20 protein-coding genes are annotated in these 19,372 nt (G+C 69.9%); 10 read left to right on the top strand and 10 right to left on the bottom strand.

Annotated features, from left to right (window positions below; translation table 11 throughout):
- Positions 1-49: 49 nt before the first annotated feature.
- Positions 50-868: an oxidoreductase gene (locus tag CLV71_RS40135; RefSeq protein WP_133908168.1), complete on the top strand. Its 819-nt coding sequence runs from the start codon at positions 50-52 to the stop codon at positions 866-868.
- A gap of 57 nt (positions 869-925) precedes the next feature.
- On the opposite strand, the gene CLV71_RS40130 is transcribed toward CLV71_RS40135, so the two are convergent.
- Genes CLV71_RS40130 through CLV71_RS40120 form a run of 3 tightly spaced genes read right to left on the bottom strand, consistent with a single transcriptional unit; the run spans position 926 to position 3,472 of the window.
- Entirely contained in the window at positions 926-1,801 is an 876-nt protein-coding gene (locus tag CLV71_RS40130; protein WP_133908167.1) for a metal ABC transporter permease, read from the bottom strand.
- A gap of 1 nt (position 1,802) precedes the next feature.
- On the bottom strand, positions 1,803-2,606 hold the full coding sequence (locus CLV71_RS40125; RefSeq protein ID WP_243867240.1) for a metal ABC transporter ATP-binding protein: 804 nt from the start codon (positions 2,604-2,606) through the stop codon (positions 1,803-1,805).
- Positions 2,607-2,608: 2 nt separating this feature from the next.
- Complete coding sequence (locus tag CLV71_RS40120; RefSeq protein ID WP_133908165.1) at positions 2,609-3,472, bottom strand: metal ABC transporter solute-binding protein, Zn/Mn family; 864 nt, start codon at positions 3,470-3,472, stop codon at positions 2,609-2,611.
- A 188-nt stretch (positions 3,473-3,660) separates the two neighbouring features.
- Between CLV71_RS40120 and CLV71_RS40115 the strand changes: the two genes are divergently transcribed.
- Positions 3,661-4,761 (top strand): LacI family DNA-binding transcriptional regulator, encoded by a 1,101-nt coding sequence (locus CLV71_RS40115; RefSeq protein WP_133908164.1) that lies wholly within the window; start codon positions 3,661-3,663, stop codon positions 4,759-4,761.
- A gap of 4 nt (positions 4,762-4,765) precedes the next feature.
- On the opposite strand, the gene CLV71_RS40110 is transcribed toward CLV71_RS40115, so the two are convergent.
- Entirely contained in the window at positions 4,766-5,467 is a 702-nt protein-coding gene (locus CLV71_RS40110; RefSeq protein ID WP_133908163.1) for a hypothetical protein, read from the bottom strand.
- Positions 5,468-5,665: 198 nt separating this feature from the next.
- Between CLV71_RS40110 and CLV71_RS40105 the strand changes: the two genes are divergently transcribed.
- The 5 genes from CLV71_RS40105 to CLV71_RS40085 all read left to right on the top strand — a co-directional run bounded on the left by CLV71_RS40105 (position 5,666) and on the right by CLV71_RS40085 (position 9,073).
- Positions 5,666-6,157, top strand: a complete 492-nt coding sequence (locus CLV71_RS40105) for a beta-class carbonic anhydrase (protein ID WP_133908162.1) — start codon at positions 5,666-5,668, stop codon at positions 6,155-6,157.
- Between the two features lie 26 nt (positions 6,158-6,183).
- Positions 6,184-7,059 carry an HhH-GPD family protein gene (locus CLV71_RS40100; RefSeq protein ID WP_133908161.1) on the top strand — a complete coding sequence of 292 codons (876 nt, stop codon included), beginning with the start codon at positions 6,184-6,186 and terminating at the stop codon, positions 7,057-7,059.
- 163 nt (positions 7,060-7,222) lie between these two features.
- A complete protein-coding gene (locus CLV71_RS40095) occupies positions 7,223-8,209 on the top strand; it encodes a peptidoglycan recognition protein family protein (RefSeq protein WP_243867238.1) in 987 nt (328 codons plus the stop codon).
- A 19-nt stretch (positions 8,210-8,228) separates the two neighbouring features.
- Entirely contained in the window at positions 8,229-8,741 is a 513-nt protein-coding gene (locus tag CLV71_RS40090; protein WP_133908159.1) for a 2'-5' RNA ligase family protein, read from the top strand.
- Positions 8,738-9,073 carry a hypothetical protein gene (locus CLV71_RS40085; protein ID WP_133908158.1) on the top strand — a complete coding sequence of 112 codons (336 nt, stop codon included), beginning with the start codon at positions 8,738-8,740 and terminating at the stop codon, positions 9,071-9,073. The genes CLV71_RS40090 and CLV71_RS40085 overlap by 4 nt, the downstream gene beginning before the upstream one ends.
- On the opposite strand, the gene CLV71_RS40080 is transcribed toward CLV71_RS40085, so the two are convergent.
- A complete protein-coding gene (locus tag CLV71_RS40080) occupies positions 9,070-9,849 on the bottom strand; it encodes an alpha/beta fold hydrolase (RefSeq protein WP_133908157.1) in 780 nt (259 codons plus the stop codon). The genes CLV71_RS40085 and CLV71_RS40080 overlap by 4 nt on opposite strands.
- Before the next feature lie 53 nt (positions 9,850-9,902).
- Between CLV71_RS40080 and CLV71_RS40075 the strand changes: the two genes are divergently transcribed.
- A complete protein-coding gene (locus CLV71_RS40075; RefSeq protein ID WP_133908156.1) occupies positions 9,903-11,354 on the top strand; it encodes a M1 family metallopeptidase in 1,452 nt (483 codons plus the stop codon).
- Between the two features lie 4 nt (positions 11,355-11,358).
- Here CLV71_RS40075 and CLV71_RS40070 read toward each other — a convergent pair whose 3' ends face one another.
- The 3 genes from CLV71_RS40070 to CLV71_RS40060 form a co-directional block, all read right to left on the bottom strand.
- Positions 11,359-12,399 carry an endonuclease/exonuclease/phosphatase family protein gene (locus CLV71_RS40070; RefSeq protein WP_133908155.1) on the bottom strand — a complete coding sequence of 347 codons (1,041 nt, stop codon included), beginning with the start codon at positions 12,397-12,399 and terminating at the stop codon, positions 11,359-11,361.
- Positions 12,392-12,601: a hypothetical protein gene (locus tag CLV71_RS40065; protein ID WP_133908154.1), complete on the bottom strand. Its 210-nt coding sequence runs from the start codon at positions 12,599-12,601 to the stop codon at positions 12,392-12,394. Before CLV71_RS40065 ends, CLV71_RS40070 begins: the two co-directional genes overlap by 8 nt.
- 429 nt (positions 12,602-13,030) lie before the next feature.
- Positions 13,031-15,580, bottom strand: a complete 2,550-nt coding sequence (locus CLV71_RS40060) for an ATP-dependent Clp protease ATP-binding subunit (RefSeq protein WP_133908153.1) — start codon at positions 15,578-15,580, stop codon at positions 13,031-13,033.
- A gap of 316 nt (positions 15,581-15,896) precedes the next feature.
- On the opposite strand from CLV71_RS40060, the gene CLV71_RS40055 reads away from it, so the two are divergent.
- Positions 15,897-16,703 carry a (2Fe-2S)-binding protein gene (locus tag CLV71_RS40055; protein ID WP_243867236.1) on the top strand — a complete coding sequence of 269 codons (807 nt, stop codon included), beginning with the start codon at positions 15,897-15,899 and terminating at the stop codon, positions 16,701-16,703.
- Position 16,704: 1 nt separating this feature from the next.
- On the opposite strand, the gene CLV71_RS40050 is transcribed toward CLV71_RS40055, so the two are convergent.
- Positions 16,705-17,685 carry an ArsR/SmtB family transcription factor gene (locus tag CLV71_RS40050; protein ID WP_133908151.1) on the bottom strand — a complete coding sequence of 327 codons (981 nt, stop codon included), beginning with the start codon at positions 17,683-17,685 and terminating at the stop codon, positions 16,705-16,707.
- 67 nt (positions 17,686-17,752) lie between these two features.
- Here CLV71_RS40050 and CLV71_RS40045 point away from each other — a divergent pair, with 67 nt between their 5' ends.
- Positions 17,753-18,988, top strand: coding sequence for an MFS transporter (locus CLV71_RS40045; RefSeq protein ID WP_208297977.1), 1,236 nt, complete (start codon positions 17,753-17,755; stop codon positions 18,986-18,988).
- 6 nt (positions 18,989-18,994) lie between these two features.
- Here CLV71_RS40045 and CLV71_RS40040 read toward each other — a convergent pair whose 3' ends face one another.
- Positions 18,995-19,345 (bottom strand): histone-like nucleoid-structuring protein Lsr2, encoded by a 351-nt coding sequence (locus tag CLV71_RS40040; RefSeq protein WP_133908150.1) that lies wholly within the window; start codon positions 19,343-19,345, stop codon positions 18,995-18,997.
- Positions 19,346-19,372: the final 27 nt, after the last annotated feature.

The raw sequence follows: 19,372 nt of genomic DNA, 5'->3' as shown, positions 1-19,372 counted from the left end.
GAAGAGGGGGACGATCCCACCAGCGCCGGAACGAGCGGAAACTGGAGCCATGGACATCAAGCGAATGGGCTACGGCGCCATGCAGCTCGCCGGCCCCGGCGTGTTCGGTCCGCCGCGCGACCGTGGCGAGGCCATCGCCGTGTTGCGGACCGCCGTCGAGCTGGGCGTCGACCACATCGACACCGCCGACTTCTACGGGCCGACCGTCGTGAACGAGCTGCTCAGGGAGGCCCTGCACCCCTACGACGGGCTCACCGTCGTCACCAAGGTCGGCGCTCGACGTGGGCCGAACGGCGAGTGGGTCCACCAGCGCGAGCCCGAGGACCTCAGGCGGCAGGTGCACGAGAACCTCGAACACCTCGGCGTCGACGTCCTCGACGTCGTCAACATGCGGGTCGGTGCGGTGGACGGGCCCGACGAGACGCCGATCACCCCGCAGTTCGAGACGCTCGCCGAACTCCAGCAGCAGGGGCTGATCAGGCACCTCGGCATCAGCACGGCCAGCGACAAGCAACTCACCGAGGCCCAGGGCATCGCCCCGGTCGTGACCGTGCAGAACGAGTACAACGTCGTCAACCGCCGCGACGACGCCCTCATCGAGCGGTGTGCCGCCGAGGGCATCACCTACGTGCCGTACTTCCCGCTCGGTGGGTTCACACCGTTGCAGTCCGAGACCCTGAGCAAGGTCGCGGCTGGTCTCGACGCGACACCGCACCAGGTCGCGCTCGCGTGGCTGCTGCAGCACTCGCCTGCCATCGCGCTCATCCCCGGCACCTCGTCGGTCGCGCACCTGCGGGAGAACATGGCCGCCGAGGACCTCGTGCTGCCCGCCGACGCCGTCGCGGAGCTGGACTCGATCGGCGCCTAGCGACGCCGTGGTGGGTCGATGGCCAGGTTTGCGCCGGTCATCGGCCCGCCGCAGCTCTCATCGGGTCACCACCGGGCCGCGGACCACGGCCGGGCCCGTGGCGACGCGGCCTCTGAACCGGCCCAGCGTCCAGCACACCAGGTAGATCAGGAACGAGATGCCCGTGACGAACGCGCTCACCGGCGCGCCCGGGGCCAGGGACAGGATGAAACCACCCAGTGCCGCGGTTTCGGCGAAGACCACGGCCAGCACCGTGGCGCGAAGCGGGCTCGCCGTGACCCGGGCCGCCGCGGCTGCCGGGGTGATCATCAGCGCCAGCACCAGCAACGCGCCCACCGTCTGCACGCCCAGCGCCGTCGCGACGCCCACCAGCACCGCGAACACCATCGACAGGACGCCGACGGGCACGCCACGCGCCCTCGCCACGTCCGGGTCGACCGACGCGAACAGCAGCGGCCGGTAGATCGCCAGCAGCACCAGCATGACCACCACGCCGCAGATCGACAGCAGCGCGATCGACGCGAAGTCCACGCCCACGATCTGACCCACGAGCAGGCCGAACTTGTTCGCCGCGCGGCCGGGGTAGAACCACAGCAGCAGCACGCCGACGCCGAGCCCGAACGACAGCACCGCGCCGATCACCGAGTCGTGGTCCGAGCTGCGCCTCGACAGAAGCCCCAGCACCAGCGCGGCGACGATCGCGCCGGCCAGCGCGCCATGGCCGATGTCCGCACCCAGCAGCAGTGCCGCGGCACCGCCGGTGAACGACAGCTCGCTCGTGCCGTGCACGGCGAACGCCATGTTGCGGCTGACGATCAGCGGGCCGAGCACCCCTGCCAGCAGGCCGAGGATGGCCGCGGCCACCAGCGCGGCCTGCACGTACGGCAGCGCCAGCAGCCTGCCGTACAGGTCGAAGTCGAAGAGCTTGTCCATCTCAGGCCGGCTCCTCGTGCAGGTGGTGAGGCTGGTCCTCGCACACCGCGCTCTGGGCACCGACCACGTGGATCTGTCCCCGCACCCGCACGACGTCGATCTTCGCGCGGTACAGCTCGGACAGCGTCTCGGAGTTCATGACCTCGTCGGGCCTGCCGATCCGGAAGCGACCGTCCACGAGGTACAGCACACGATCGACCAGCGATAGCACCGGGTTGATCTCGTGCGTCACGAACATGACGGCGGTGTTCGCGCTGCGGCGCCTGCTGTCGATCAGGTTGCTGACCACCCGCTGGTTGGCGAGGTCCAGTGACAGCAGCGGCTCGTCGCACAGCAGCAGGTCGGGGTCGCTGACCAGGGCCTGCGCCACCCGCAGCCGCTGCTGCTCGCCGCCGGACAGCTGCGACACCGGGGCCTTCGCGAACGCCTCGGCGCCGACGTCGGCCAGCGCCTGGTCCACCTTCTGCCTGCGCTCGCGGATCCGCGACACGCCGGTCCCCCAGCGGTGCCCGTCGAGTCCCAGGCCGACGAGGTCCCTGCCTCGCAGTGGCGCGTCGATGGCGCGTTGCTGCGGGATGTACCCGATCCGGCGATTACCTCGGCCGGGTGGCTCGCCGACGATCTCCGCCGTGCCGGACGACAGCGGCTGCAGCCCCAGCAGCACGCGGAGCAGGCTCGTCTTGCCGGAGCCGTTGGGGCCGAGGACGGCGACGAACTCGCCGCGCTCGATGTCCAGGTTCAGACCGGACCACAGGACGCGGGCGCCGTAACCGAGCGTCGCGTCCCGCAGCGATACCGCGGGCACGCTCACGACACCGCGCCTGCCAACGAGTCCACTTCCTTGGTCATCCACTCAACGTAGTCGGTCACACCCTGTGGCAGCGTCTCACGCACGTCGACCACCGGCACGCCGGCCGACTTCGCGGCGTCGATGAGCCGGTCGGTGACGTTCGTCTCGGTCTGGGCGTTGTTGACCAGCGCCGAGACCCGCTTGTTCGTGATCAGGTCGGTGGTGTCCGCGACCGCGACGACCGGGGGGTCGGTCTCCTCCTCGACGGCCTCCGAGAACGCGGGCGGCGTGACGTCGGTGATGCCCGCCGCCTCCAGGAGGTAGTGGGCGACTGGCTCGGTCGCGACGACCTTCACGTCGGGGATGGCGGCCGCCTTCGCGGCGAGCGCGTCCAGCTTGTCGTCGAAGGCCTTCGCGTTGTCCGCGTAGGTGTCCCTGTGTGCCGGGTCGATGTCGCCCAGCTCGGTCGCGACGCGGTCGGCGACCTTCCTGACGGCCGCGAACTCGTACCAGACGTGTTCGTTGTCGCCGTTCTCGTGGCCGTCGAACGCGACGACCTGCCTGGCGTCGGCGCCCGCCGCCGTGACGAGCTTGGCGAAGAAGTCGTCGTAGCCGCCGCCGTTGTAGAGGACGAGCTTCGCGTTGGTGAGCAGCGTCGCGTCCTCGGGTTTGTCGCTGTAGGAATGCGGGTCCGCCGACGGGTTGTTGATCAGCGACTGGACGCTGACCTCGCTGCCCCCGACCGCGGCGACGACGCTCCCCCACACGTTCGTGGACGCGACGACCGGGATCTTGCCGTCCGCGGCCGCGTCGGACCCGGCGCCGCAGCCTGCGACAGCCAGGGTGACGGCGGCGAGGGCGACCGGAAGCGCGGTTCTCATGAGGAGCCTCCTACTTATGCATGACACGCTATAGGTAATGGAAACCGTTTTCGACTACTCCTGGTCGACTATACGACTCAAAATCCAACGGCGTTCACCCGACCGGGTATGAAGCTCGGTCAGATGTGGTGAACGTGACGTGGCACGGCACACTTCTGCTTGTGCTTCTGAACCGTTACGGTCAGCACATGGCGCGGTCAATGCATGTTCGCCGGCCCGCGACACTGGCGTCGCTGGCCGCGGAGCTCGGCGTGTCCCGGACCACCGTGTCCAACGCCTACAACCGACCCGACCAGCTCTCGCCCGAGCTGCGCAGGCGGGTGCTGGAGACCGCGCGGCGGTTGGGCTATCCGGGCCCCGACCCGGTGGCCCGATCCCTGCGGACCCGCAAGGCGGGCGCCGTAGGACTGCTGCTCACCGAGAACCTGTCGTACGCGTTCCGTGACCCGGCGGCACTCGGGTTCCTCGAGGGTCTCGCCCTCGCGTGCGAGGGTGCGGGCCAGGGCCTGCACCTCGTGCCGGTGAACCCGGAGCGTGAGGACGTCACGGCGGTGCACAGTGCCGGCGTCGACGGTTTCGTCGTCTACTCCGTGCCGGACGACGACCCGCACCTGGCCGCGGTCCTGTCCCGGCCCGTCCCGACGGTGGTGTGCGACCAGCCCAGCGTCGAGGGCGTCGACCTCGTGGGCATCGACGACGGCGCGGCGATCGCGCAGCTGGCCGGACGGCTGATCAACATCGGACACCGGAACATCGGTGTGCTGTGCATGCGGCTCGCCAGGGACCGCAACGACGGCTTCGCGTCGGTGTCCCGGCAGCGGACGGCTCACTTCCACGTGCAGCGGGCGCGGTTGATGTCGCTGGCGGAGTCCTTCGAGGCGGTCGGCGTCGACTGGGCGCGGGTGCCGGTGGTGGAACGCTTCGACCACTCGATCACGAGCGGCTCCGCGGCGGCCGCACAGCTGCTGGACGCCAACCCCGAGGTCACGGCGCTCATCTGCACGTCGGACATCCTGGCGCTCGGTGCGCTCCAGGAGGCGAAGAAGCGGGGGCTGCGCGTACCCCACGACCTGACCGTGACGGGGTTCGACGGCATCGCGGAGGCGGAACGGGTCGGGCTGACGACGATCCGCCAGCCGGTCCTGGAGAAGGGCCGCGCGGCGGGCAAGCTGCTGCTCGGCGCCGCGGAGCACAGCAGGCCCCGCCACATCACGCTGGACACCGAGCTGGTCATCGGCGAGACCTCGGCGCCGCCCCGCACGACGGAGGAACGCTGGTTCGGCCCGTAACGGCTCAGGTCAGGGTCAGCGCGGCGGGCGGGCTCGTGAGCGCCCCGAGGTGGCCGACCACCTGGTACGTCCCGGCCGGCACGGTCTCACGGTTCAGCGGACAGCCGGGCGCGGACGTCCGCCCCGCCCAGTTGACCGTGAACTCCACCGGCTGGTTCACCGGCAGCACGCGGACGTCCTGCTCCGGCGGCGCGTAGCAGTCGTTGCTCGACCACAGCCGGGCCCCGTCGGCACCGAGGACCAGGATCTCGCGCAGCTGGCGGCTCAGGTCGCGGACACACGGCACCGGGCCGACGTTCGTGACCACCAGCCGCAGCAGCGGCCGGGCCCCCACCGGGTACGACGGCACGTCCGGGGTCGCCGCCACCCTCGTCGCCGTGTCCGCGCACGGACCGGGCGGTCCGGGTGGCGGGGCGGCGGCGGAGGTCGGGGCGGGAGGACTCGCCGTGGTCGAACCGCTCGGGCTCGCGGGGCCGGGACTCGACGACGGCGCCGACGCGGAGGTGGACGGCGTCTGCTTGCCGGTCGTCCCGTCGCCCAGGTCCGTCCCGCCCGCCGTGCCCCGCACCGGGTGCTGGTCGTCCGCCTCGACGAGACCGCCGATGAGCCACGCCAGCAGCACCATCGCGAGCACCGATACGACGGCCGCCAACGCGCGGCGTCGCCAGTAGACCGACTGCGGCAGGGGACCGTTCGGCTCGACCATGCGAAGACGGTAGACCCGTCCCACGGCGTCCGCGTGGATCTACGACAGCCCCGATCGGGCGATATTTCCGCTGGTAGCGGCCACGCAGCGTGGTGTTTCGCACAACGACTTGCCCGCGCGCACGTGATCTTGATCCAATAGGATCCGAGCGGGATGCCAGTGGTCCACCGCAGCATTGCAACGACACGGGAGCTGCCCATGACCGCTATCGACAAGCTGCTGCACCGGCACGCCACCGGCGTGGACCACGGTGCGCCCGAGGTGCCCACGCCGGTCCCTTCGCTGCACCTGGCCGTGGTCACGTGCATGGACGCCAGGATCAAGGTGTTCGACGTGTTCGGCCTCGGGCACGGGGAGGCGCACATCATGCGCAACGCGGGCGGTGTCGTCACCGACGACGTGATCCGCTCGCTCGCGATCAGCCAGCGCAAGCTCGAGACCCGCGAGGTCATCGTCATGCAGCACACGTCGTGCGGCCTGTCGCTGATCACCGAGGACGAGTTCAAGGACGAGCTGGAGCGCGAGACGAAGCTGCGCCCGACGTGGGCGATCGAGGCGTTCCGCGTGGTCGAGGACAGCGTGCGCCAGTCGGTGGAACGCGTGCGGCGCAGCCCTTTCGTGCCGCACCGGGGCGACGTGCGCGGCTTCGTCTACGACGTGCGGACAGCCGAGCTGACCGAGGTCGAGTAGCCGCACCCCGCTAACATCGGGCGGCGATGAGTCCTGATGCCCGGGTGTTGACCGAGTGGTTCGCGAAGCGGGCTCGGCCCCTGCCGTGGCGGGAGCCGGGCACATCGGCCTGGGGTGTGCTGGTCAGCGAGATCATGCTGCAGCAGACGCCGGTCGCCCGCGTCGAACCCTCGTGGCACGAGTGGATGGCGCGCTGGCCCGTGCCGTCCGCGCTGGCCGCCGCGTCACCCGCCGACGTGCTGCGGGCGTGGGGCAAGCTGGGTTACCCGCGGCGCGCGCTGCGTCTGCGTGACGCTGCGGCGGCGATCGCGATCACGCACAATGACGTGGTGCCGTCCGACGTCGACACGTTGCTCGCGCTGCCCGGGATCGGCGCGTACACCGCCCGAGCCGTCGCCGCGTTCGCCTACCGCAAACGCTGTCCCGTGGTCGACACGAACGTCCGGCGGGTCATCGCCAGGTCCGTGCACGGCGCCGGGGACTCCGGCCCCGCCTCCACCACGCGGGACCTCGCGGATGCCGACGCCCTGCTGCCCGCCGACGACGAGCTGGCCGCACAGATGTCGGCGGCGCTGATGGAGTTGGGCGCGACGGTGTGCACCGCACGCAACCCCCGGTGTGCCGACTGCCCGGTGTTCGACGACTGCGCCTGGCAGCAGAACGGGCGCCCCGCCTACACCGGTCCCGTCAAACCGGTGCAGAAGTTCGCCGGGACCGACCGCCAGGTACGCGGTCTCCTTCTCGACGTCCTGCGTGACACGTCTTCTCCCGTCCCCAAGTCGCGGCTCGACGTCGTGTGGTCCGAAGCGGGCCAGCGTGAGCGATGCCTCGACTCGTTGCTGGTCGACGGTCTGGTCGAACAGACCACCGACGGCCTGTTCGCGTTACCGGGTGATCAGTAACCGAATTCAATGGCAATTGGGGAACTCTTGCCCGGCGGTGACCGCGCCGACTAGCGTCGGAAACGCGTGTCAACGATCTGGGTCGCAAGGCCCCACGTCGAGGGAGATCGAGATGGCCGTATCGCGCCGCGACCTTTTCCGGGGCGGCTTCACCGTGACCGCAATGAGCGCGCTTGGCGCAGCCGCGACCCCCGTCGCGGTCGGCGAGGCCAGGGCCGTCGCCAGGCCGCGCATCTACACGTGTACCGAGTGGGGTGCCCGCGCCGCCAACGGCACCATCGACGTACTGGACCGCAAACCCACCTACATCGTCGTGCACCACACCGCGGGCACCAACGCCACGGACTACACAGTCGAGCACGCCTTCCAGATCTCCAGGGAGATCCAGGACTTCCACATGGACGAGCGCGGCTGGATCGACACCGGCCAGCAGCTCACCAACAGCCGCGGCGGCTTCGTCACCGAGGGCAGGCACCGCAGCGTCGAGATCCTCGACGGCGGCACCCGCCACGTGCAGGGCGCGAACGTCGCCGACCACAACAGCGAGATCATCGGCATCGAGAACGAGGGCCTGTACACGTCGGTCGACGTGCCGCAGGCGCTCTGGGACTCGCTCGTGCAGCTGGTCGCCTACATCGGGCAGCAGTACGGGATCGCGCCGAGCGAGATCCGCGGGCACCGCGACTTCAACGCGACGGAGTGCCCCGGCGAGCTCCTCTATGGACGGTTGCCCGAGCTGAGGGAAGCCGTCGCGGCGGCGATGGGTGTGCCCGCACCAGAGGCGACGCGCTCGTGGCCACTGCTGAAGACCGGCGCGCGCAACGAGAAAGTCCAGGCGCTGCAACACCTTCTGCGGGCACACGGCTTCGAGCTCCAGGCCGACGGGACGTTCGGGGCGTCGACCTTCGCCGCGGTGCGTCGGCTCGCCGAGGCCAACGGGGTCACCTGCCAGCCGTGCTACGCGGGCCGGTCGGTCGACGAGAGCGGCTTCGCGGGCGTGACCACGTGGCCGCTGCTGGTCCGCACGGTCCGCGCGGGTGACACCGGCGAGGTCGCACGTGCCGCGCAGGTCCTGATCGCCGCGCGGGGGCTGCGGTTCGCCCCCGACCGCGTCATCGACATCCCGACCTGGCAGGACCTTCTCGCCTGACACCTGGCACTCTGCGTCCATGGCGCAGACGCTGGAGCTCTTCCTGGACGCGGAGGCGGACAACGCCGTGCGCGGGTTGTGGCGCCGGCTCACCGAAGCCGGCGTCGCGGCCCCCGTGCGAGGGCGCCCGCACGTGACGTTCGCGGCGGCCAGGACGATCCCCGCCGCCACCCGAGACCTGCTGCGCGAGGACCTGCGGCTGCTGTCGATCCCCGGGCTGTGGCTGTCGACGCTCGCCGCGCTCGACGGCGCCCTCGTGCTGACGGCGGTCGTGGACACCGAGCTGCTCGCCGTGCACTCCGCGGTCCACGACGTGTTGGCCAAGCGGGTCAGGCAACCCGCCGCGTACTACCTGCCCGGCTCCTGGGTCCCGCACTGCGTGCTCGCGCAGAACCTCGAGCCCGCCGACGTGATCGCGGGCTTCGCGGCCCTGTACCCGGTAGGGTCGCTGAAGGCGAGAATCACCGAGATCGCGGTCGTCGACAGCCTGACGGGCGAGAAGGACGTCCTGCGCGATCTGGAGGGGACATGAGTAGCGAAGAGCTGCGGCAGGTGCGCGACACGCTCATCGAGGAGCTGCGCAGGTCGGAGACGCTGACGGTGGCCGGGCGCGCCCTTTTCGCCCGGTACGCGGCCATGTCGGACGCGGCAACCGGGGCCGTCGCGCCCGAGGCCGCGCCGGGTCCGCCGCCGGTGGCGCGGCGCAGGCCGGAGCCGGTCGAGGAGGAGGACGAGTTCGGCGGTTCGTTCATGGTTCGCAACAACCCGTCGCAGCCGAACATCCCCGGCTACCGCGAGACGCCGCCGCCGGAGCAGCCGTCGCCGGTCGACCTGCCGCGCTCGCTGCGCCACCGCCGCCGCTAACGGCCGAGGACCTCCGACAGGAACGCCTCGACCGCGCCCCGGTAGACGGCCGGGGCGTCGTGGTGCACGACGTGTCCGGCACCGGCGACCACCAGGTGGTGCACGGGACCGCCCGCACGACGGGGCAGGTCGGCCATCTGACCGGGCGGCATCGCGCTGTGCTCCGCCTCGATGGCGAGCATGGGGCAGCGGATGCGCTCGACGAACGGCCAGAAGTCGCGGCGCCCCCACTCGTTCGCGATCTCGTACAGGTCCTCGAGGTCGGCGATCAGGTGGTAGCCGTCCTCCCGCTCCTCGAAGCACTCGGTGAAGTAGTCGCCGAGCGGGCCGAAGTAGTCCCTGATGTGCGCGAGCGACTCGAACGGGACCGGCCACGACTCGAAGTGCGGCTTCCAGGGGTCGACGGTCTTCCCACGCTGGTCCGGGGCGATGTCCTCGACGACGACGGCCCGGACGAGGTCGGGATGGGTCGCCGCGAGGCACCAGGCGTGCAGGCCGCCCATCGAGTGGCCGATGACGACCGACGGGCCGATCTCGGCCAGCACCGCCGCCGCGTCCTCGACGAAGTCCTCCGTGCGCCAGCCCCCACCTCGGTGTGGGCTGCGGCCGTGGCCACGCGCGTCGATGCCGACGACCCGGCCGTAGGCCGTCAGCCACCGAGCGGTGGGCCACCAGGTCGTGGCGCGCCCCATGAGGCCGTGCAGCAACAGGATGCCCGGGCCTTGCCCGCCGAACTCGACCACAATGGATTTGATACACGTAACCAACCCGCTCATCACACCTGGTCGGCCATGATGTCCAGGCAGGCGAGAGTTGGGAGCTGTTGATCATGCGTAACCGCACGGCCGTGCGCGCTGTCTGCCTCACGCTGGTTGCCGTCAGCCTCAGCTCGTGTTCCGTGTCGCGGTCCCGGAGCCAGGAAGGCGGTCCGACCAGCGACGAGCCTTCGGCGAACGGTGAGGCGTCCTCGGACAGCGCGGGCGACCCGTACTACCCGAAGGACGGCAACGGCGGGTACGACGTGACCGCCTACCACGTGCAGATCAGCTACGACCCGGCCTCGCACGAGCTGACGGGTGACACCCTCGTGACCTCGAAGGCGGCCGAGGACCTGTCGACGTTCAACCTCGACCTGCAGGGCCTGGACGTCCAGTCCGTCACCGTCGGCTCAGCCGACGCGAAGTTCACCCGATCCGGCGACCACGAGCTGGTGATCACCCCGCCCACCCCGGTGGCGTCCGGCGCGACGTTCGAGACGCGGGTGAAGTACTCGGGTGTGCCGGAGGCGGCCGAGGAGGGCACGCTCGGCGAGAACGGCTGGCAGCTGTCGTCCTCCGGCGGCGCGTTCGCGGCAGGCGAGCCGCACTCGGCCACGAGCTGGTACCCGGCGAACGACACCCCGAAGGACAAGGCGACGTTCAAGTTGGACGCGCGGGTGCCGGACGGCTGGAGCGTGATCTCGAACGGCGTCGACTCGGCCCCGACCGAAGGCGGCGACGGCTGGACCACCTACCACTGGAACGAGCCGAGCCGGATCGCGACCTACCTGACGACTGTCGGCATCGACAAGTGGACGTTCGACCGCTCCACGCTGTCCGACGGGACGCCGGTGGTGAGCGCGTACGCGCCGGGCACGGAGGACAAGCAGTCGATCGAGGCGCGGCTGCCGGAGATCCTGGACTTCCTCGCGTCGAAGTTCGGCCCGTACCCCCAGTCCGCGGCGGGCGGCATCTACGTCAACGAGAACATCGGCTTCTCACTGGAGACCCAGACCCGCCCGATCTACGCGTCGTGGGCCGAGGAGTCGGTGGTGGTGCACGAGAACGCGCACCAGTGGTACGGCGACTCGGTGTCGGTGGACGGGTGGAAGGACATCTGCCTGAACGAGTGCTTCGCCAGCTACGCGTCCTGGCTGTGGGACGAGGCGAAGAACGGCGCGAACCTCGACGACGAGTACCGCAAGGAGGTGGCGCGGGGCACGGACCGCCTGTGGTCGGGAAAACTCTACGACATGGGGCCCGGCAACGAGTTCACGGCCGTGTACGAGAAGGGGCCGCTCGCGTTGCACGCGCTGCGCAGGCTGATCGGTGACGAAGCGTTCGACCGGGTCCTGAAGGAATGGCCCGCGAAGCACAAGGACAGCAACGCGTCGTGGCCGGAGTTCGAGCAGTTCACCCAGCAGATCGCGGGCAAGGACCTGTCGGGTTTCTTCAAGGCCTGGTTCCACGACGACACCCAGCCCGCGGACGAGTACCTGTACCCGGGTCCGCTGCGCAAGTGACGCGTCAGGGCAGGACCACCTCGGCGATGATCGCGTTGTGGTCGCTGCCCGGCAGGTCGTAGACGGCGTAGCTGCTGATGGCGCACTGGCCGTCGGCGACGATGTGGTCGATCGTCAGTGGGGGTCCGGTGGGCAGGGACGACCAGGTGGTGTCGAGTCCCTTGCCGGTCTCCTCGGCGGCGTCGGCGTAACCGCGGTCGACGATGTTCCGGAAGGCGGCGTGGTCGAAGGTGGCGTTGAAGTCGCCGGCGAGTATTCGGATGTGGTCGTTCGGTTCGACGCGGGGAAGCTGGGCCAGCTCGGACCGCCACGTCCGGACGTCCTGATAGGACAGTGGCGGTTGGATGTGTACCGCGGTCAGCTGGACGTCGTCCCGCCCGGGCAGGTCGACGAGGGCGGATGGTTGGGACAGCACGGTCTCCGACATGGGGACCACCCTGCGCAGCGGCACGTTCGCGGCGATCCCGTTGCCATCGCCGCCGGGCCGGGCGTCGAAGACGCGGTAGGGCAACAACTCCGAGAGGCCCGCACTGTCCAGTGCGGACACTTCCGCCGGTGTCAGCTCGGGCATGGTGAGCACGTCGACCTGTTGCTGCCGAACGAGGTTGACGATGGTCCGGGCGTCGGCGTGTCCGAGGTAGAGGTTGGCGGCCATGATCCGCAGGTGGGGGCCGGTGGCCTCGGGCTGTTCCTCGGAGAAGTAGCGGGGGCCGAGCAGGGCGCTGAGCGAGAGTGCGAGTACGAGAACGACGAGTGCCAGGAGGCGGCGGAGCACCAGGCTGACGAGCGCGAGGAGGAGGCTGCCCGCGACGACGTAGGGGGTGAGTGCCATGGCGTCGACGAGCAGGGCGTTGTCGACGAGGTCGTCGACGCTGAGTACGCGGGCCACGCCGTAGGCGAGGAACACGAGGGCGGCGAGTACCAGCAGGAACGTGACCGTCCTGCTTCGGCGGCGCCGTGCCGGGTGGTCGACGTCGAAGTCGTCGTCGTTGGGGTCGGCGAGGTCGTGGGTGTACTCGTCGGGGGCCTCGGTCCACCTAACCATGACGCTCGTTGCCGTGTTTGTAGTGACCGGTCGCGCGGGCGAGGAGCTGTTGGGTGGCGTGGTCGTCAGCGGTCCGGAGGCGGCCGAGGAGCTTGGCCGCGGCTCCGCCACGCACGGTGGTGACGACCCGGCCTCCTCTGGAGACGAGCACCTGGCCGTCCTTGGTTGCCCGCCAGTCGAACGGATCGTCGTCAAGCCCCATGCCTACAGCTTGCCCGAGGTTGTCGGCGGGCGCCGGTGGTTGACCAGTGTGTCGGGGCCGAGTTGTCCCCAGTCCCCCTGTGGACAACTTGCCGGGCTGTGGACAACTCACTGTCTCGGGTCGGCGGCGCAGGCGTTTCGAGGCTGCTTCCGTGGGGGTCGATCGAGCGGTAACGCCTGGTGGAGTGGGCGATGGGCGCCTCCAGCCCCCGGAATCCAGTCTAGTGCGAGGTACCGACAACGCCTTGGGGGTTCGCCGCATCCTGTGGATAACCGTGTGGATTGTGGGCGACCTGGTGCGCATCGGCGCGAACGGCAGCTGGGTGCGTGGTCCACCTGGCCGGAGCCGAGGGTGGCAGTGTCCCCACATACGAAACCGCGCCCCCCGACCCCGGCCGGAGCCAGGAGACGGAGGGCGCGGTTCTGAGAGTCAGGCAGACTCGCCGGCTGCGGCGTCGTCGCCGGAGGAGGCGGCCATGTCCACCGGGGGCGCGTCCGGCACGTTGGCCGGCTTCGGCTCACCGCGGAAGGTGAACTTGGCCTGGTCCGTCGAGGTGCTTTCCTCGCCGTCCCAGCCTTCGACGTCGACGATGATGATCTGGCCCGGCTGGATCTCGCCGAACAGGATCTTCTCCGACAGCTGGTCCTCGATCTCGCGCTGGATCGTGCGGCGCAGCGGACGGGCGCCGAGGACCTTGTCGAAGCCCCGGGTCGCCAGCAGCTTCTTGGCGATCGGCGTCAGCTCGATGGCCATGTCCTTGTTCTTCAGCTGCGTCTCGACGCGGGTGATCATCAGGTCCACCATCTTGACGATCTGCTCTTCGGTGAGCTGGTGGAACACGATGATGTCGTCGATACGGTTGAGGAACTCCGGACGGAAGTGCTTCTTCAACTCGTCGTCGACGCGCTGCTTCATCCGGTCGTAGGTCTGGCCCTCGCCACCGGAGGAGAAGCCCAGGTTCACGGCCTTCGAGATGTCCTGCGTGCCCAGGTTCGACGTGAAGATGATGACCGTGTTCTTGAAGTCGACCGTGCGACCCTGACCGTCGGTCAGGCGGCCGTCTTCCAGAACCTGCAGGAGCGTGTTGTAGATCTCCTGGTGGGCCTTCTCGATCTCGTCGAACAGCACCACCGAGAACGGCTTACGGCGGACCTTCTCCGTCAGCTGGCCGCCCTCCTCGTAGCCCACGTACCCGGGAGGGGCACCGAAGAGCCGCGAGGCGGTGTAGCGGTCGTGGAACTCACCCATGTCGATCTGGATGAGCGCGTCGTCGTCGCCGAACAGGAAGTTCGCCAGCGCCTTGGACAGCTCGGTCTTACCGACACCGGACGGGCCGGCGAAGATGAACGAACCGGACGGCCTGCGCGGGTCCTTCAGGCCGGCACGCGTGCGGCGAATGGCCTGGGACACGGCCCTGACCGCGTCCTCCTGGCCGATGATCCGCTTGTGCAGCTCGTCCTCCATGCGGAGCAGACGCGTGGTCTCCTCCTCGGTGAGCTTGAACACGGGAATACCGGTCCAGTTGGCCAGGACCTCGGCGATCTGCTCGTCGTCGACCTCGGCGACGACGTCCAGGTCCCCGTCCTTCCACTGCTTCTCGCGCTCCGCCTTCTGGCCGAGCAGCGTCTTCTCCTTGTCGCGGAGCTTGGCCGCGCGCTCGAAGTCCTGCGCGTCTATCGCGCTCTCCTTCTCGCGGCGGACGTCGGCGATCTTCTCGTCGAACTCGCGCAGGTCCGGCGGCGCGGTCATGCGGCGGATGCGCATGCGGGCGCCTGCCTCGTCGATCAGGTCGATCGCCTTGTCCGGGAGGAACCGGTCGTTGATGTACCGGTCCGCCAGCGTGGCGGCGGCCACGAGCGCCGGGTCGGTGATCGTGACGCGGTGGTGCGCCTCGTACCGGTCCCGCAGGCCCTTGAGGATCTCGATCGTGTGCTCGAGCGTCGGCTCGCCGACCTGGATCGGCTGGAAGCGGCGCTCCAGCGCGGGGTCCTTCTCGACGTACTTGCGGTACTCGTCGAGCGTGGTGGCGCCGATGGTCTGCAGCTCACCGCGGGCGAGCATCGGCTTGAGGATCGAGGCGGCGTCGATCGCGCCCTCGGCGGCACCCGCGCCGACGAGAGTGTGGATCTCGTCGATGAACAGGATGATGTCGCCGCGCGTGCGGATCTCCTTCAGCACCTTCTTCAGGCGCTCCTCGAAGTCACCTCGGTAGCGGGAGCCCGCCACCAGGGAGCCGAGGTCGAGCGTGTAGAGCTGCTTGTCCTTCAGCGTCTCGGGCACCTCGCCCTTGACGACCATCTGCGCGAGGCCCTCGACGACGGCCGTCTTGCCGACGCCGGGCTCGCCGATGAGCACGGGGTTGTTCTTGGTGCGCCGCGACAGCACCTGCATGACCCGCTCGATCTCCTTGGCCCGCCCGATGACCGGGTCGAGCTTGCCCTCCCGCGCCGAGGCGGTGAGGTTGCGACCGAACTGGTCGAGCACCAGCGAGGAGGAGGGCGTGCCCTCGCCGCGGCCGCCGGTCTCCGCAGGCTCCTTGCCCTGGTAGCCGGACAGCAGCTGCAGCACCTGCTGGCGTACACGGTTGAGGTCGGCGCCGAGCTTCACGAGCACCTGGGCGGCGACGCCCTCGCCCTCCCGGATGAGGCCGAGGAGGATGTGCTCGGTACCGATGTAGTTGTGTCCGAGCTGGAGCGCCTCCCGAAGCGACAGCTCGAGGACCTTCTTGGCCCGTGGGGTGAAGGGGATGTGCCCGCTCGGCGCGTGCTGGCCCTGGCCGATGATCTCCTCGACCTGCTGCCGCACGCCCTCGAGGGCAATTCCCAGTGACTCGAGCGCCTTGGCGGCGACACCCTCACCCTCGTGGATCAAGCCCAGGAGGATGTGCTCGGTGCCGATGTAGTTGTGGTTGAGCATCCTGGCCTCTTCCTGGGCCAGGACAACCACCCGCCTCGCGCGGTCGGTGAACCTCTCAAACATCTGCACTCCTGACTGCTGCGCCGGCGGCCCTTAGTACCCACCTCCGTGCGGTGGGGTTCAGCACCGTGAAGACCACTGTAGTCGTCCAGCCTGTCGCTCTCAGTACCACTTACGGCTATCCGTGAGCTTCGTTAGGGAACAACGTGCGGCATCGAGGAAGGATTCCGCCACCTGCGTGGTGTCCGCTGAGCGCGAACAGTCCAACCGCGCGCGTCCGCTCGACTCGCGATGATCACGCCGGTGAGCTAAACTTAGGCCAGGCTCACCTAATTGGCCAGGGAGGACACCCATGCGGACCAGTCCAAGCCTACGGCTTGTGACCGCCGCGTACGTCGCCGACCTGAGCGACTCCGTCGCCCGAGCCGGATCCTGCCAGGCCAAGACTCAGATCCGTGTCGGCCTGCCCGACGATTCCACCGCCTGGGTGAACTGCGCGGAACTACTCTCCGCGCCCGAGACGTTCACCCTCTGGCGCCAGGAACTCGCTGGTTGGCTGCACGACCGGTACGGCGAGGCGCCGGAACGGACCACCGCCGGCTACGTTATGTCGTGGTACCTGTCCGTGCCCGCCTACCTCGCCGCGCTCCTGTTCCATCATGAACGACGGGTGCCGTCGCTGCGTCCGGAGCACCTCGCGTTCCGCAAGAGTCGACCGAGACCCCATCCGGACTCCATCGCGGTGCTGGACGAGGGTTTCGTGTGCCTCCCCGACGACCCGGCGGCCGGCACGCCGAACGCCACCGTCGTCACCGACGAGCGGGCCCTCGCCGCGGTGCTGCGGGGCCGGTTCACCGCGCACGCGGCGCAGTTCGTCTCCGCCTTCGGGAAGACCGTCCGGTTCGGCCGAAGGACGTTGTGGGGTGCCGCGACGGACGCGCTCGACAACTGGATGTGGCTGGCGGGCCGGTACGGCGGCGACGAGGTGGCGGGCGTACTCGACGCGGCACTGCTGCTCGACGACCGGTTCGAGCCGCTGACCTCGGCGTCGACCCTGCGGCCGGTCACCGACGCCGCCGGGCACACCCGCTGGACACGGCGGCGGGAGAGCTGCTGCTTCCACTACCTCATGAAGGCCGGCCAGGGCGTGTGCGAGACCTGCCCCCGGGTGTGCCCGAAGTACTGAGCTATCCGCCCGCGCCGCCTGCCAGGGCGTCGCCAAGCGGGGTTCTGCGGTACAGGACCGAGCGGCCGGACCGCGCCCTCGTCACCAGGCCCGCATTCCTCAGCACCGCCAGGTGGTCGCCCACCGCGCCGGGGGCCAGCGACAGGCTCTGCGCCAGCTGGGTCGTGCTCGCCGGGTCGGACAGGGCCACCAGCAGCCGGGCCCTCGTGCGGCCCAGCAGCGAGGCCAGCGCGTCCGGAGGCGTTCCGGCACCCGGCTCCCACAACGCCCCGGTGCCGCGGGCTGGGTAGACGAGGGTCTTCGGCCACGGTGGCTCCGTGTACGCGGCGATCTTCGGCCACACGTACACCGAGGGGACCAGCAACATCCCCGCGCCACCCAGGTCGTACTCCCCACCCAAGTCACGCTGCAGCTCGATCACACCGTCGTGCCATCGCAGCCGCTTGTGCAGCCCCGCGAACGCCGCGCTCCAGCCGCCACTGCTCAGCAGGCCGCCCCGGTGCACCACGTCGCGTTCCAGGACCGCTCTCAGCGCCGGCCAGTCGGGGGCCACCAGCTCCTGCCACGCCGCCGCCATCGCGTCCGCCAGGATCGACGTCACGGCCCTGTCGCGCAGGATGGCGAGGACACGCTCGTCGGTGGCCGGGCGGTGACCCAGGCACTCCTCGATCTCGTGGCGGGCCTGGGCCAGCGGGGTCGCTCTCAGCGCGGCGAGGTCGTCGTCGATCGTCTGGGTCATGCTCGACGGCGGTTGCACCACGAAGGCCGGGCCGTAACCCGCGCCCTGCAGGGCCAGCACCGCGTCCAGGGGCGTCTCCGCCCGCAGGCGCTCGAACGCGGGCCGCACCCTCGCCGACCACTCCGCGGGCAGCTGCCCCCGCCTGAAGTAGAGCTTGCGCAGCAGGCTCTCCAGCTCGACTATCGGCGACAACGCGAAACGGCTGTTCAGCAGGTCGTCCCGGCCCGCGACGAACCTCAGCATGACCGCGCACCTTACGCTCACGCACGAAACAATGGTGAACGGCCCGGCCCGGGGAAACGCTGGGCACGTGACAGAACGCGCCACCTTCCGCCAGGTCCTCGCCGAGCCGGTCTTCCGCACGGTGTTCTTCACCCGTGGGCTCGCCGTCGGCGCCGACACGCTGCGGACTGTCGCACTCAGCGTGCTCGTGTTCACCACCACCGGGTCGGCCCTGCTCGGTGCCATGACCTTCGGGGTCTCGTTCCTGCCGCAGGTCGTCGGCGGCCTGCTGCTCGGGGCGCTGCCCGACATGCTGCGGCCCCGGCTCCTGCTCGTCAGCGGGTACACCCTCGAAGCCGCCGCGGCCGCGTTGCTCGCCTTCGGGCTGCCGGTGTGGGCCAGCCTGCTGCTCGTCGCGGGGGTCGGGTGCCTCGCGCCCGTGTTCAACGGGACCGCGGGACGCCTCACCGCCGAGACCCTCAGCGGGGACGCGTTCGTCGTCGGCCGGGGGCTTTTCCAGCTCGTGAACTCGGCGGTGCAGATCGTCGGGCTCGCGGGTGGCGGCATCCTCGTCGCGGCCGTCGGCCCGCACGCGGCGCTGCTCGTCACCGCCGGGTGTCACGCGGTCGCGGCGCTCTGGGCACGCGTCAACCTGCCGGACCTGCCCGCGCCCGGGCGCCAGAGCGAGCGGTCACTGGTGCTGCAGAGCTACCACGGCGCACGTGAGCTGCTCGTCGACACGACGGTCCGGCGCCTGCTGATCGCGAACTGGCTGCCGCCCGCGTTCGTGATCGGCGGGGAAAGCCTGCTGATCCCCTACGCCGGCCTGCGGCACTTCCCCGAGAGCGCCTCGGGCATCATCCTCGGCTGCATCCCGGTCGGCATGTTCCTCGGCAACCTCGTGGTCACGCGGGCACTGACACCACGAGCCCGCGAACGGGCCGTCGCACCGCTCGTCGCGGTGCTCGGGCTACCGATGCTGGGGTTCGTCCTCGACGTGCCACCGGTGGTCGCCGGAGTCCTGATGGCGATCATGGGGTGCGGTTTCGCGTTCGGGCTCGGGCTGCAGGGGCCGTTCAGGGACGCGCTACCCGGCGACGCCCGCGGCCAGGCGTTCGGCCTGCTCTCCACCGGGCTGATGACGCTCCAGGGCGTCGGGCCACTCGTGTTCGGCGGGTTGACCGAGGTCGTACCCGTCGGGGCCGCGATGGCGCTGGCCGGGGTCGCCACGGTCTGCGTGGCCGGATGGCTCGCCGTCGCGCTGCGACCACGCGCGAAAACGCCGGTGCCCGTTAATCCGGGAACCGACGCTGCCGCATTGTGAAAGCCGTCAGGCCTGCGCGTTGTACGCCTCGGCGACTTCCTTCGGGATTCGACCGCGATCGGAGATGTTCATGCCCTGCTTGCGTGCCCACTCACGCATTGCCTGGTTCTGTTCCCGATCCGCGGATGCCGTGCGAGGGGCACGACCGGCGCCGGCCAACCGACCCACTGGCCGCTTACGACCACCCGACCGGCGAGCGTGCTCCACGTAATCCGAGAGTGCGTCGCGCAACCGCTCCGCATTGTCCTCGGAGAGGTCGATCTCGTAGAACGCGCCATCCAAACCGAACTCGACGGTCTCCTCCGCCTCGGAACCGTCGAGGTCATCGACCAGGCTAACCGTGACCTTCTGCGCCATCTGCGCCCTCCTCAGGTTTGCGACACG

The organism is Actinophytocola oryzae, from assembly GCF_004364325.1.
GTDB classification, from domain to species: domain Bacteria; phylum Actinomycetota; class Actinomycetes; order Mycobacteriales; family Pseudonocardiaceae; genus Actinophytocola; species Actinophytocola oryzae.
This window is presented reverse-complemented; position numbering and strand designations above follow the sequence as displayed.